13 protein-coding genes are annotated in these 13,389 nt (G+C 37.7%); 7 read left to right on the top strand and 6 right to left on the bottom strand.

Annotated elements, in window-relative coordinates:
• The first annotated feature begins 133 nt into the window (after window positions 1-133).
• Window positions 134-649: a DUF456 domain-containing protein gene (locus tag EXIGUO8A_RS09540; protein WP_116770239.1), complete on the top strand. Its 516-nt coding sequence runs from the start codon at window positions 134-136 to the stop codon at window positions 647-649.
• 7 nt (window positions 650-656) lie between these two features.
• Here the strand turns inward: EXIGUO8A_RS09540 and EXIGUO8A_RS09535 are convergent, their stop codons facing one another.
• The 3 genes from EXIGUO8A_RS09535 to EXIGUO8A_RS09525 form a co-directional block, all read right to left on the bottom strand.
• Window positions 657-1,214 (bottom strand): nitroreductase family protein, encoded by a 558-nt coding sequence (locus tag EXIGUO8A_RS09535; protein ID WP_159302952.1) that lies wholly within the window; start codon window positions 1,212-1,214, stop codon window positions 657-659.
• Window positions 1,162-1,320, bottom strand: a complete 159-nt coding sequence (locus EXIGUO8A_RS09530) for a hypothetical protein (protein ID WP_159302951.1) — start codon at window positions 1,318-1,320, stop codon at window positions 1,162-1,164. The genes EXIGUO8A_RS09535 and EXIGUO8A_RS09530 overlap by 53 nt, the downstream gene beginning before the upstream one ends.
• Window positions 1,321-1,392: 72 nt before the next feature.
• Window positions 1,393-2,280, bottom strand: coding sequence for a LysR family transcriptional regulator (locus EXIGUO8A_RS09525; protein ID WP_159302950.1), 888 nt, complete (start codon window positions 2,278-2,280; stop codon window positions 1,393-1,395).
• Between the two features lie 84 nt (window positions 2,281-2,364).
• Between EXIGUO8A_RS09525 and hutH the strand changes: the two genes are divergently transcribed.
• The 4 genes from hutH to hutG all read left to right on the top strand — a co-directional run bounded on the left by hutH (window position 2,365) and on the right by hutG (window position 8,403).
• The gene (hutH, locus tag EXIGUO8A_RS09520) at window positions 2,365-3,939 is read left to right on the top strand and encodes a histidine ammonia-lyase (RefSeq protein ID WP_159302949.1); all 1,575 of its coding nucleotides are present in this window, start codon (window positions 2,365-2,367) and stop codon (window positions 3,937-3,939) included.
• Window positions 3,940-3,943: 4 nt separating this feature from the next.
• The gene (gene hutI, locus EXIGUO8A_RS09515; RefSeq protein WP_159302948.1) at window positions 3,944-5,191 is read left to right on the top strand and encodes an imidazolonepropionase; all 1,248 of its coding nucleotides are present in this window, start codon (window positions 3,944-3,946) and stop codon (window positions 5,189-5,191) included.
• 84 nt (window positions 5,192-5,275) lie between these two features.
• Window positions 5,276-7,276 carry a urocanate hydratase gene (locus EXIGUO8A_RS09510; RefSeq protein ID WP_159302947.1) on the top strand — a complete coding sequence of 667 codons (2,001 nt, stop codon included), beginning with the start codon at window positions 5,276-5,278 and terminating at the stop codon, window positions 7,274-7,276.
• A gap of 170 nt (window positions 7,277-7,446) precedes the next feature.
• Window positions 7,447-8,403, top strand: coding sequence for a formimidoylglutamase (gene hutG / locus EXIGUO8A_RS09505; RefSeq protein WP_159302946.1), 957 nt, complete (start codon window positions 7,447-7,449; stop codon window positions 8,401-8,403).
• A 184-nt stretch (window positions 8,404-8,587) separates the two neighbouring features.
• Here the strand turns inward: hutG and EXIGUO8A_RS09500 are convergent, their stop codons facing one another.
• Both EXIGUO8A_RS09500 and EXIGUO8A_RS09495 read right to left on the bottom strand, forming a co-directional pair.
• Window positions 8,588-8,941: a pyruvate kinase gene (locus EXIGUO8A_RS09500; protein ID WP_159302945.1), complete on the bottom strand. Its 354-nt coding sequence runs from the start codon at window positions 8,939-8,941 to the stop codon at window positions 8,588-8,590.
• A gap of 106 nt (window positions 8,942-9,047) precedes the next feature.
• The gene (locus EXIGUO8A_RS09495) at window positions 9,048-9,506 is read right to left on the bottom strand and encodes a COG2426 family protein (protein WP_116770911.1); all 459 of its coding nucleotides are present in this window, start codon (window positions 9,504-9,506) and stop codon (window positions 9,048-9,050) included.
• Window positions 9,507-9,733: 227 nt separating this feature from the next.
• Here EXIGUO8A_RS09495 and EXIGUO8A_RS09490 point away from each other — a divergent pair, with 227 nt between their 5' ends.
• Entirely contained in the window at window positions 9,734-11,125 is a 1,392-nt protein-coding gene (locus EXIGUO8A_RS09490) for a Gfo/Idh/MocA family protein (RefSeq protein WP_159302944.1), read from the top strand.
• On the opposite strand, the gene EXIGUO8A_RS09485 is transcribed toward EXIGUO8A_RS09490, so the two are convergent.
• On the bottom strand, window positions 11,126-11,599 hold the full coding sequence (locus EXIGUO8A_RS09485) for an Lrp/AsnC family transcriptional regulator (RefSeq protein WP_116770230.1): 474 nt from the start codon (window positions 11,597-11,599) through the stop codon (window positions 11,126-11,128).
• A 480-nt stretch (window positions 11,600-12,079) separates the two neighbouring features.
• Here EXIGUO8A_RS09485 and EXIGUO8A_RS09480 point away from each other — a divergent pair, with 480 nt between their 5' ends.
• Window positions 12,080-13,270 carry a pyridoxal phosphate-dependent aminotransferase gene (locus tag EXIGUO8A_RS09480; RefSeq protein WP_159302943.1) on the top strand — a complete coding sequence of 397 codons (1,191 nt, stop codon included), beginning with the start codon at window positions 12,080-12,082 and terminating at the stop codon, window positions 13,268-13,270.
• Window positions 13,271-13,389 lie beyond the last annotated feature (119 nt).

The following is a 13,389-nucleotide window of genomic DNA, read 5'->3' as shown; positions in this document are numbered from 1 at the left end:
TTTAGTTCTATGCTCAAATATAACTAAATATTTAGTTTAAACTAATTTTATAGTTGAAAAAATTTATTTTGATTGCCGCGCATGTAACAAATGCAACCTATATTAGTCTTATAAGCAATACTTACTATTTACAATGGATATATTTTTATTAGTTCTAGGATTCCTTTTAATGCTCGTAGGCATTTTAGGAAGCTTTTTACCCGTTTTACCAGGACCTCCGATCAGTTGGGTAGGTTTACTTTTACTGTATTCTACCAGCGCAATAGCAATGAATTGGACATTTTTGGGTATAACCCTTGCCATCGCATTGCTTGTATTTGGGTTGGATTATGTGATTCCTGCAATGGGCACCAAAAAATTTGGCGGCACAAAAGCCGGTGTTATTGGCACCACGGTAGGGTTATTGGTTGCCTTGATATTTCCAATATTAGGTCCTTTCGGAATTATTATATGGCCTTTTGTGGGTGCTTTAGTGGGAGAGTTATTAAATAAGGCGGACAAAAAAACCGCTACGAAAGCGGCTTTTGGTTCTTTTTTAGGATTCTTGACAGGAACATTTTTGAAATTTATGGTCGCCATTGTTTATTTGGGACTCTTCATTTCAAAAGCTTGGGAGCACAGCAATGCCCTGTTTCCCTTTTTTAATTAGCATACGGTTATTCGGTAATCCATTCGGTTTTGGTCTCAATGGGCTCACGTTTACCTTCACCTAATTCCCCATCAAAATTACCCATATAGAAAAAGCCTAAACACTTTTCTCCTTCGGCTAAATTCAAAAATTCACCCATGTGTTTTATGAGTCCCGGTGAAGACCAGTACGAACCTATTCCCATTTCGGTACATTGTAACCACATATTCTGTACGGCCATTGAAACAGCTGCTACCTCTTCCCACTCCGGCAACGACTCTTTTGGGTCTCTTTGCATACAAATTGCTACAATAGCTCCGGCCATTTTAGGGTTTTCCTGCAATTTTTTAATCTTCATTGCCTTTGGCTTGGGGTCTAACTCCTCATACTTTGTAGCCAAGAAAGTACCTAGTCTGCCCTGCGCCTCACCTTGAATTACTTTAAATCGCCATGGCTCTGTACATTTATGGTTAGGTGCCCAGTTTGCGGCCTCTAATACTTTTTCAATATCATCTTTTGCAATTGGTGTTCCGTTATACTGTACCGGAAATACCGATCGTCTCTTCTTTATTATATCTATTATCATAAATTTCGTTGTTCGTTGTTCGTTGTTCGTTGTTCGCTGCGTGCAATACGCTGTGCGTAGCAAGCTCTATTTTCTCTTTTCTCTTTTCTCTTTTCTCTTTTCTCAAAAAAGTAAAATTAACTTTTCAAATCACCACTCACTGTTAGATAAGTATTAAAGTTTACTCGATAGTATCACTCTATCCTTCTAAAAGTAACTCCATACAATTCTTAAGAACCGGATTCGTATGTTCCTTTTTCCATATGACCGATAATTCTGCTCGTTGGGGAATATCTTTAAGCTCAACAAACTTTACCCGCATCTGAAATCCGTTTTGCAAAGAAGTAGGTACAATAGCTATGCCCATATGATTCTCTACCAATTTAAAAATCGTGTGGGCATGAACAGATTTATGGGAGACTTTAGGTGCAAAACCAGCATCTTTACAAATACTAAGAATGGTATCATAATACAACGGACTATACGCCTGACTAAAAAGAATAAAGTCTTCTTTGGCAAATCGTTCCATACCGTCAAATTCCCTGGTCAGCATAGGATACCTTTCTGGTAAAACCAAAGAAAAGGTATCGGTGAAAACGGTTTTCATTTCCAAAGTACTTGGCACTCTAGAAACTCGCACAAAACCCATATCTAACTGATTTTTTAAAACGGCATCTACCTGGGCAAAATTAGAAAGCTCTTCTAAAGATGTTTTTACCTTGGGATACTTCTCTTTTATCTGCAATAGCATTTTTGGAATTACCTGTTGCATGGCAGAACCTAAAAACCCAATACGTAATTCGCCACTATCGCCATCTCCAACCAATTTTAATTGTCGCTCTACCTTTTCTATATGGTTGAATATAAATTCAACCTCTTTTTTTAAGTAGTGCCCCGCAGGTGTTAAGCCCACTTTTTTCTTGTTTCGCTCAAACAATTGCGTTTCTAGAATCTCTTCCATTTGCTTTATTTGCCTACTAAGCCCCGGTTGAGAAATAAACAACTTTTCAGCAGCCTTTCTAAAGTGCAATTCTTGCGCTACCGCTAGGAAATACGTTAGGTGTCGCAATTCTATTTGATTACTCATAGTTATGAATTGATGATAAAATTGATATTACCAAGTATTAAAAATAGATATTAATTTTAATAAAATTCTTGAAAAGTAAAAGCTATGGGCAAACAGACCTTTAAATTGGGAGAAGATTGGCTTACTGCAGGTACAGCAATGCAAATTGTAAACCATGACTATACTATTACACTTTCTAAAGCTACAGAACATAAAATAAACGAGAGCTGGAAAATTGTACAGAACATTGTAGAGAAAGGGCATCCTGTGTATGGTATCAATACCGGTTTTGGACCATTATGCACAACAAAAATATCAAAATCGGAAACCAATATATTACAGACCAATATACTTCAAAGCCATAGTGTAGGTGTTGGCGAACCTATAGCAAAAGATATTGCTAAATTAATGCTGATCCTTAAAGCACAATCTCTTGCAAAAGGATATTCCGGTATAGCATTGAACACCCTTAGACGTATTATATGGCATATAGAGAACGATGCTATTCCAGTAGTTCCTTCTCAAGGATCGGTGGGTGCTTCGGGAGATTTGGCTCCGCTATCCCACTTGTTCTTACCACTAATTGGTTTAGGTAAGGTAGAATACAAGAATGAAACGATAACTACTGAAGCACTTTTCAAAAAAACAGGATTGGCTGCAATTGAATTGGGACCAAAAGAAGGGCTGGCATTGATAAACGGCACACAATTTATAGCGGCACATGCCGTAAAAGTGGTAGCACAACTACATTCAATTCTAGGTCAGGCAGATGTTATTGGCGCCATGATGATTGAAGGTCTACAGGGTTCAGTTAAACCATTTTATAACGAGCTTCATGCACTTCGACCTTTCAAAGGAAATGTGCATGTGGCAAAACGCGTAAAGAAATTATTGAAGGGCTCTGAAATTATGGAAGCTCATGTAGATTGCGAAAAAGTTCAAGACCCCTACTCTATCCGTTGTATTCCGCAAGTTCATGGTGCTTCAAGAGCAGCTTGGTTACATTTAAAAGAATTATTGGAAGTAGAGTTAAACTCAGTTACCGACAATCCCGTAATTATAGATGAAGAATTGACCATTAGTGGAGGTAATTTTCACGGTCAACCTTTAGCCATGGCATTGGATTATGCGTGTTTGGCTGCATCGGAAATCGGAAACATTTCCGACCGGCGTATTTATTTATCCTTAGAAGGAAACAGTCCCGGTGTACCCAAATTACTTATGAACGACACCGGCATCAATTCCGGATATATGATTTTACAATACACTACTGCAGCATTAGCAAGTGAGAACAAGGGACTATGTTTTCCGTCAAGCGCAGATAGTATTCCAACTTCCCTTGGTCAAGAAGATCATGTAAGCATGGGATCCATTGGTGGCAGAAAAGCGTTACAGGTAATCGGCAATGTAGAGAAAATATTAGCTATTGAGTTGTTAACCGCAGCACAAGCATTTGAATTTAGAAAACCCCTAAAGTCCGGCATTTATTTAGATGAAGTACATAATGCAGTACGTGAGCAAGTAGCTTTTGCAAGTAAAGACAGAGTATTTGCCGATGATATTGAAAAAGGTATTGCTATGATTAAAGATCAGACCATATTAAAAGTTATAGACCGCGTACAATCGGAACATAACATATCTTTAAAGACAAAACACTCAGAAGAGTTCGAAAACTACTAATCTAATGACAAAAAGAACACTTATAGGTCCGTTTAAACAAATCATACCCATGACCGGGTTGGCATTGAAAGGTGCAATTTCCGACAATGAGCTTGATGTTATTATTGAAGGCGGAATTGTAATAGAAAACAAGGTAATACTTGCCACCGGAAACTTTGATGACTTAAAATCAGAATATCCTCAAGCAGACATCCAATTAGTAAAAGGAAATCATGTTTGTCTTCCAGGCTTTGTAGACGCCCATACCCATATCTGTTTTGGTGGCTCGCGCGCCAAAGATTACGCCATGCGAAATGCGGGTAAAACATACTTAGAAATTGCAAAAGCCGGTGGTGGCATTTGGGATACCGTTACCGAAACCCGAAAGGCGAGTACTGAAGAATTGACCAAAAACACCATTAAAAGAGCCAATCGGCATTTAAAAAACGGTACCACTACACTAGAAGTTAAAAGTGGATACGGATTAACAGTAGATGAAGAATTGAAAATGCTTCGCGCAATTAAAAAAGCGAATGAAAAGGCAATGCCAGAATTGATTTCTACGTGCCTTGCAGCGCATATGTTACCAAAAGATTTTGAGGGAACAGAAAAGGAGTATCTAAAACTAATAAGTGAGAAGTTGTTCCCTGTTCTTAAAGAAGAAAACCTCACCCATAGAATGGATGCTTTTATTGAACAAAGCGCTTTTTCTGCGGATGATATTCAGGCGTATTTCACCAAAGCAAGTGAACTAGATTTTGATATTACCGTGCACGCAGATCAGTTTTCAACAAACGGAAGCAAAGTTGCCGTGGACCATAAAGCTATTAGCGCAGACCATCTTGAAGCTAGTACAGATACAGAAATTGAACTTTTAGCAAACAGCGATACCATAGCGGTTGCATTACCAGGTGCTTCCATAGGATTAGGATGCAATTTTACTCCCGCACGTAAACTGTTAGATGCGGGAGCAGCACTTGTCATCGCCAGTGACCACAACCCAGGATCCGCACCAATGGGCGATTTACTGACCCAAGCCAGTATTCTGGGAACCTTTGAAAAACTGACCAATGCCGAGGTCTTGGCAGGAATCACATTTAGAGCAGCGGCAGCTTTAAAACTAGAAGATCGCGGCAAATTGGAAGCGGGACTTTTAGCTGACCTGGCGGTATTTCATTCAGACAATTACCAAGATATTCTATACAACCAAGGAAATCTAAAACCATGTATGATTTGGAAAAATGGTGAGTTGGTTTTTGATAGACATAAGTAGTTGTTGGTTGTTGGTTGTTGGTTGTTGGTTGTTGGAAAATAAACCTCTAGATCCAAAACAAATAAATTTATTTAAAAATTAAATATGGATTTTAAAGCACAGATACAGATGGGGATACCTACTGAATTACCTCCAAAAAAGGAGCGTTCTTCAGCGGTTAGTCACGCACCAAACCGAAAGCAGATACTTTCTAAAGAAGAAAAGCAATTGGCAATTAGAAATGCCTTGCGTTATTTTCCGGCGGACTGGCATGCGGTATTGGCTCCTGAATTTGCCGAAGAATTACAGACATATGGTAGAATTTATATGTATCGCTTTCAACCCTCTTATAAGATGCATGCTCGTGCTATTTCAGATTATCCAGCACAGACCAGTCACGCTGCAGCAATTATGCTCATGATTCAAAATAATTTGGATTCTGCCGTTGCACAACATCCCCAAGAACTCATTACCTATGGTGGTAACGGAGCCGTTTTCCAAAATTGGGCGCAGTATTTATTGACCATGCAGTATTTGTCTGAAATGACCGACGAGCAGACCTTGCATATCTATTCTGGTCACCCAATGGGATTATTCCCATCATCCAAAGAAGCACCAAGAGTTGTGGTCACAAACGGAATGATGATTCCGAATTACTCCAAACAAGATGATTGGGAAAAATACAATGCACTAGGTGTCACCCAATATGGTCAAATGACAGCGGGTTCGTATATGTACATTGGTCCTCAAGGTATCGTTCACGGCACTGCCATTACCGTAATGAATGCTTTTAGAAAAGTATTGAACGCGGATGAAAATCCCAATGGAAAAATATTCTTAACTGCAGGGTTAGGCGGAATGAGCGGTGCACAACCAAAAGCCGGTAACATAGCCGGATGCATTACTATTTGCGCAGAAGTGAATCCGCTTGCTGCAAAAAAGAGGTATGAGCAAGGCTGGGTAGATGAATTGATTAATGATTTAGATATTCTAATAACCAGAACAAAAGAAGCCACCTCTAAAAACGAAATCATATCACTTGCATTTATAGGTAATGTTGTCGATGTATGGGAACGATTTTATAAAGAGGACATATTCATTCACCTTGGTTCAGACCAAACTTCTTTGCATAATCCGTGGGCAGGTGGTTATTACCCTGTCGGATTGACTTTTGAAGAATCCAACGAATTGATGAATCAGGATCCTGACGCATTTAAAATAAAAGTGCAAGATTCGCTACGCAGACATGCAGATGCTATTAATCAGCATACAGAAAAAGGCACCTATTTCTTTGATTATGGCAATGCCTTTTTGTTAGAAGCTTCGAGAGCGGGTGCCGATGTAATGGCAGAAAACAAAATAGATTTTAAGTATCCGTCTTACGTTCAAGATATATTGGGACCCATGTGTTTCGATTACGGATTTGGACCATTTCGCTGGGTATGTTCTTCTGGAAAAATAGAAGATTTACAAAAAACCGATGCCATTGCATTACGTGTATTAAAAGAAATTAAAAAGGAAGCACCCCCAGAAATTCAACAGCAACTATCAGACAATATCAAATGGATAGCCGAAGCTGAGCAAAACAAGCTAGTTGTTGGTTCTAAAGCTCGAATTTTATATGCCGATGCAGAGGGAAGGGCAAAAATAGCCTTGGCTTTTAACGAAGCAATTGAAAATGGAGAATTAAGTGCTCCTGTAATTTTAGGTCGCGACCACCATGATGTTAGTGGTACAGATTCCCCCTACAGGGAAACCAGTAACATTTACGACGGCAGTAAATTTACTGCAGACATGGCCATTCACAATGTTATTGGCGATAGCTTTAGGGGCGCAACTTGGGTATCAATACATAACGGTGGCGGTGTTGGTTGGGGAGAAGTCACCAATGGCGGCTTCGGTATGGTGTTAGATGGCTCTAAAGATGCAGAGCGCAAATTAAAAAACATGCTCTTTTACGATGTTAACAACGGTATTTCTAGACGTAGTTGGGCAAGAAATCCAGAGGCAATGTTCGCAATAAAACGCGAAATGGAAAGAACAGAAAATCTAAAAGTCACTTTCCCTACTTTGGTGGAAGACAATATTCTAGAAAATCTATTCTGACTTTTAAACCCAACATTAGAGATACCCCAAACAAAAAGTACCACATTTAACAGGTGCAACGTAACATTAGCTATTGCTTTTCCGTTAGGTTAAAACATTGTTTAAAATTTTAAGTTCCCCCCAAATTTTAGGTGATTTAAGATTTTATAATTCAAAAAATACAGAATTATATGTCCATTTATAAATTAGCGAATACCGATAATTGGTTTGGTCGTTCATCAGACCAACAACTTTACCTACATGAGAAAGTCAAATTGTTGAACTTGCAAGAATATGAATATCAAAAAGAGTATAAAACGTACGCCCTTTTAGGGTATAGCAGTGATGAAGGAGTAAGAAGAAATCTTGGCAGAACTGGGTCGGCCTTAGGTCCTGATGCTATTCGTGAGCAATTAGGGAAAATGCCCAATCATCTAAACGAAAATACACAATTAATAGATTTTGGGAATTTAGAATGTAAGGATCAAAATCTTGAGGAATTACAAGAAGAATGTACAATTGCAGTAAGTAAATTAATAAAGAACAGGGCAACCCCAATACTTCTAGGAGGAAGTCATGATCTTGCATATGCCCATTATAACGGATTACTACAACACATAAAACCTAAGGAAAAAATAGGCATTATAAATTTTGATGCCCATTTTGATTTAAGGGCTAATATTGACGGAAACAATTCCGGTACTCCCTTCTACCAAATAGCATTGGAACATGAAGCCAAAAATGAAGCAATAAAATACATGGCATTAGGTATTCGAAAAGATGCCAACACAAGAACACTATTTGATTTTGCAGAATCGCAAAAGGTCAATTATCTACTTCAGGATCATTTTAGCATGAGCTATTTGGAGCACGTGCAACTAAGGCTTATTCAATTTATGGAAGATGTAGATTATATCTATACTACAATTGACTTAGATGGATTATCTTCTGCTTATGCACCAGGGGTTAGTGCAGCTTCGCCCATGGGGTTTGCACCCGATATTGTTTTAGAAAGTCTAAAGCTTATTATTGATTCGGGCAAATTAGTAGGTTTAGATATCGTAGAGTTAAACCCAAACTTTGATATAGACAAGCAAACAGCCAAACTAGCGGCTTCTTTAGTACATTACGTTATACATAATCTTTAGGGTAGAAACAAAAAAAGCCTCCCTTAATGGAAAGCCTTTCATTGGGTTCTATCGGTAAAATCCGATAAACACAATTGCCTCAAATTTCTTTGAGACACAACACAACGCCGTAAAGGTAGTAAAGCTTTTCTAATAAAAAAACGGTCTGTACGTTTCTTGTAAAAACTATGTTCACTTCTGTATTTTATTGGTCCTCTTCTCCTTTAAAAAGCTTATAAATATACTGCTTCTCTTTCAGTGTAAATTGCTTGTTCTCAAACCAGTCATGAACCTTAATTTTTTCATTTTCTATTTGTGCATTTCTAATTGCTTTCAAAGAAACAATATGCCAATGCGTTCCTTTGTTACGAGAAACCGAATAGCCAACATCTTCCATAATATAAGATTGTTTAGGTCTATTGATTAATCGAACTCCATTTTTTAGAACCGCCAAAGTTTCGGTAAGTCGCACTACTTCAGAAAAGGAATATCTAGCGAAATCGTTGAATCCGTTCTGTTCAACATTATATAATTTATCACCAATTTTAAGGGTATCCATAGCTCAAAAAAAGCTGCAAATTTAAAAGGCCAAATCTGTTAATGAAATTAAAACAAGGTATAGTTATCCACAAAATAAATGAATAGAATATATGAATACAACAAGGTTATGCCATACCCTTCATGGTCAGCAAAGTAGTTGCCCAAACAATGACCGATGATAAAAATATACCAATGGTATTAGCCAAAAAGGCTTTCTTTCTTTCAATCTTAAACAAGTAACTGGCAATACTACCTGCATAGACACCGGTGCCTGGCACAGGGAGCATTACGAAAAATATGAGTCCGTAAAAACCATATTTTTTGATTTTATCACCTGATCCCGTTTTTGCCCTTCTTGCAACAAACAGGGCATTCTTTTTATAAAAATGCCATCTAAGCAAATACGTATTTACCGTATTCAGAAAAAACATCATGATAGGAAATACCAGAACATTCGCTAAAAAACAAACTAAAAAAACCACATAAATATTAACCCCATGAAAAAGACCGTAGGGTATACCAACTTTAGCCTCTCCTAACGGCGAGATACTCCAAAGTGCTGCTATAAATATATCTTTCAACAAAATTTTCTTTTTAAGCGAACGCAAAATTACGGTGATCCAGAAAATTTGTTTGCCATTTATATCATAAATGTTGTCAACTAACAAAATATACAGATGAACTACACCACATAAAAAAACATCTTGTCATTTTACAATTGATAAATTCAAATTATCCAAACATGACCACGTAGCAAGGTTAATTATTTGGTATTTTTAGTAGCTAACAACAAACAACAACTTAAAACAACATGGATCAAAAGAACTCTAGAAGATCATTTATCAAACGGGCATCATTGACCACTGCAGCCTTGGGTACAGCTCCTTATATATTATCAGCTTCTAATAACAAAACACAAGTTTTACATAGAGCATATACAGTAGAACAATATAGTAGTAATGACCAAATAAACATTGCTCTTATAGGGTCGGGTATTCAAGGTATTTACGACACACAAGCCGCCCTAAAGATTGATGGTGTAAAAATAGTTGCTGCATGCGACCTGTATACCGGCAGACTTGACCGCGCTAAAGAACTTTGGGGTCAAGATATTTTTGTAACCAGAGATTATCGCGAAATTTTAAGTAGAAAGGACATAGATGCCGTTTTAATCGCCACACCTGATCATTGGCACCAAACCATTACGGTTGCCGCATTAAAAGCGGGTAAACATGTATACTGCGAAAAACCGATGATTCAAAATTTCAACGAGGGACAAGAAATTATAAGAGCTCAAAAAAAATCGGGTAAAATATGCCAGATAGGAAGTCAAGGTATGGCCTCTTTAGGGAATGAAAAAGCAAAAGAACTTTATGAAGATGGTGCTATCGGAGATATTGTGATGTTAGACATGTATAATGATAGGTATTCGTCTGAAGGTGCATGGCAATACCCTATACCAACAGATGCCAATAATGATACGGTAGATTTCGATAGATTTTTAGGAAGTGCACCAAAAGTACCTTTTGATAACAATCGATTTTTTAGATGGAGAAATTATCAAGATTACGGCACCGGAGTTGCTGGAGATTTGTTCGTTCATGCATTCTCTACCCTAAATTATGTGATTAGTTCAGACGGTCCAAATAGGGCTATGGCAACAGGCGGACTCCGCTATTGGAAAGACGGCAGAGATGTGCCAGATGTTTCTATAACACTTTATGACTACCCAAAAACGGAAAATCATGCCCCTTTTAACGCAGCTTTCCGTATCAATTTCATTGCTGGTAGTGGCGGTGGAGGCGGATTCAAATTAATAGGTACCGAAGGAGAAATGGAAATAGGGCAGAATTCGGTTACCGTAAACCGTTCAAAACTTGGCATGGAACCAAGTGGATATTCCATGATATCATTTACCGAAGATATGCAGGCACAAATAAGAAAAGAATATGCCGCTAAAAAAATAGATACCCGAATAAGTAATTTGGCTACCGGTACTACAACCTGGCAAGCACCGCGAGATTACAAAGGGGCGCATTACGATCATTTTTTCAATTTTTTTAGAAGTATTAGAACCAATGGTGAAGTTATACAAGACCCAAAGTTTGGACTTAGAGCAGCAGGTGCGGCACTACTTGCCAATGAAAGCTACTCAAAAAAACAACCGGTTCACTGGAATCCTACCGAAATGAAATTGTTATAATTAATTTTCTTCCGTTGCCACGAATTGAATATGGCGCTCCAAATTCTCTTCAATTGAAATAAAAGATTCTATACCACGTATACCAGAAATACTTAGTATTTCATCTTGATAGACTTGTTTGTAGTGAAAACTATCTCTTGCATGCATTTTTATAAAGACATCATATTTTCCGGTTACGTGGTGTATTTTCACCACTTCCTCAATGTCGTTCAATCTTTGCATCACTTTCTTAAATAAGCTGATTTCACTTAAAAAAATACCTAAGAAAATGGTCATCTTCCAACCCATTTTTGCATAATCAAGACTTAAGGTAGCCCCGGTAATCAAGCCCATCTCTTTCATTTTACGCATTCGCATGTGTACAGTACCTGGAGAAACAATCAACTTTTTGGCAACATCAGTGTACGGGGTCTGGGCATTTTCGGCCAAAATATTTAAAATACTGAAATCTACGTGATCAAGTTTATTCCTCATTTTTCATAATCATTTGAAATATTCATTGAATTATTACAAGGTTTTAATCCATTTTAACAAATTTAATTTATAATTAGTTAAATTTTAGTAATTATATGACAATAAAAAGGCTTAAAAATGAGGTTTTGTTTATAATTCTCTAATTAAATTGACAAATACATAAAAAGAGAGTTTTAGAATAATTATGCCGTATCGGCACATTTTCAACAGTGGACAAATCACTTCTTACATTATCGGTATAATTTCAAACAAAATTTAACTATTATTCAATAAAACAAGCTGTACACCCTGTATATACAAGCCGTTGTAAGCATAGGCTATTTCCATAATCCTTGAACATTCAATAATATTGTTTAGCACTAAACATGAACATTTACCATAGTAGCGAACATGTTTATATCGATAAATAAAATCGATGTTTGGTTACTTTATTTATAAGGAACAAACAACCCATCACCAACATTTCAAACTTGAACTAAGATGAAAACAACAGTAAACAGAAGAGATTGGCTTAAAAAAGGCGTTCTTTCAGCAGCAGGTGTCATGGCAGCACCTTATTTGACCTACGGGGCTTTCCCGTCACAACCCATATCCTTAGATGCGAAAGGAAATATTCCTTACACACCGTTCTTTAAGGAATATCTTCCACAAGCACCTATGCAACCTTTGGCACTGGCAGCTAAACTTAATGCAAATGAAAACCCGTACGGTCCATCACCAATGGCGGTTACGGCAATGCAAGAGTATGCACCAAAAGGTAATCGTTATGCTTGGAAAGAACTGTATGAGTTAATGGACAAAATTGCGGTTGAAGAGGGTGTTAAACAAGAAAATATAATGATGGGTCCTGGTTCATCTGATCTATTGGAAAAAACGGCTATGGTGTTCTTTCAAAACGGAGGAAATATCGTTTCTGCTGATCCGGCATATATGTCACTTATTAAAGTAGCAGAAGCAACCGGCGCAACTTGGAAACCAATTCCATTGAAAAAAGATTGGTCTCATGACCTAGCTGCAATGGAGGCCGCAGTTGATGAAGACACCAAGTTGGTTTACATCTGTAACCCAAATAACCCAACAGGTAGTATGACAGACCATGATGAACTTGTTGATTTCTGTTCTCGTGTATCTGAAAAGACTCCAATCTTCATTGACGAAGCCTATTTGGGCTTTTTAGAAGATGCCGCGAAAAAGAGTATGGTATCACTTATCAATGAAGGTAAAAACGTAATTATTGCCCGTACATTTTCTAAAATACAGGGTATGGCCGGTTTACGTGTTGGTTATGTAGTGGCACAACCAGAAACTTTAGACATTATCCAAAAAATTACACGTGGTGGCATGGGTATATCATTACCATCAGTTTACGCAGCCATGGCAAGTATGGAAGATGTTGCCTTTAAAGACAAATCTAGAAAATTAAACAAAGAATGTAGGGAATACGTGTATGAAAACCTAGACAGATTGGGGTTTGAATATGTCCCCTCGTCAACAAGTTTTATCATATTTCCAATCGAAATGGACGGTAAACCTTTCTTAGAGAAAATGACCGCCGAAGGTGTTGGTGTAAGAGCTTTTGAAATCTACGGAAAAAACTGGTGCCGCGTGAGCATGGGTACCATGGAAGAGATGAAGTTGTTTACTGCAGCCCTTGAAAAAGTGCTCGTTTAAGTTTTGAATTAGTCCGGGAGTTGGCAGTAAGGATAATTGCCTTGACACAAATACCCTGAGTTCAACTCCTAAGGACTATTCATAGTACACCAAACTACCTCAAACTAAACTTCTCAAAA

The organism is Maribacter litoralis (assembly GCF_902506355.1).
Classification (GTDB): Bacteria; Bacteroidota; Bacteroidia; order Flavobacteriales; family Flavobacteriaceae; genus Maribacter; species Maribacter litoralis.
The sequence above is the reverse complement of the archived record's forward strand: the minus strand, read 5'-3'. Positions and strand labels throughout refer to the sequence as shown.

Coding starts and splice junctions, on each gene's coding strand:
- EXIGUO8A_RS09540 (WP_116770239.1), top strand. CDS start 134: ATGGATATATTTTTATTAGTTCTAGGATTCCTTTTAATGCTCGTAGGC.
- EXIGUO8A_RS09535 (WP_159302952.1), bottom strand. CDS start 1,214: ATGATAATAGATATAATAAAGAAGAGACGATCGGTATTTCCGGTACAG.
- EXIGUO8A_RS09525 (WP_159302950.1), bottom strand. CDS start 2,280: ATGAGTAATCAAATAGAATTGCGACACCTAACGTATTTCCTAGCGGTA.
- hutH (WP_159302949.1), top strand. CDS start 2,365: ATGGGCAAACAGACCTTTAAATTGGGAGAAGATTGGCTTACTGCAGGT.
- hutI (WP_159302948.1), top strand. CDS start 3,944: ATGACAAAAAGAACACTTATAGGTCCGTTTAAACAAATCATACCCATG.
- EXIGUO8A_RS09510 (WP_159302947.1), top strand. CDS start 5,276: ATGGATTTTAAAGCACAGATACAGATGGGGATACCTACTGAATTACCT.
- hutG (WP_159302946.1), top strand. CDS start 7,447: ATGTCCATTTATAAATTAGCGAATACCGATAATTGGTTTGGTCGTTCA.
- EXIGUO8A_RS09500 (WP_159302945.1), bottom strand. CDS start 8,941: ATGGATACCCTTAAAATTGGTGATAAATTATATAATGTTGAACAGAAC.
- EXIGUO8A_RS09490 (WP_159302944.1), top strand. CDS start 9,734: ATGGATCAAAAGAACTCTAGAAGATCATTTATCAAACGGGCATCATTG.
- EXIGUO8A_RS09485 (WP_116770230.1), bottom strand. CDS start 11,599: ATGAGGAATAAACTTGATCACGTAGATTTCAGTATTTTAAATATTTTG.
- EXIGUO8A_RS09480 (WP_159302943.1), top strand. CDS start 12,080: ATGAAAACAACAGTAAACAGAAGAGATTGGCTTAAAAAAGGCGTTCTT.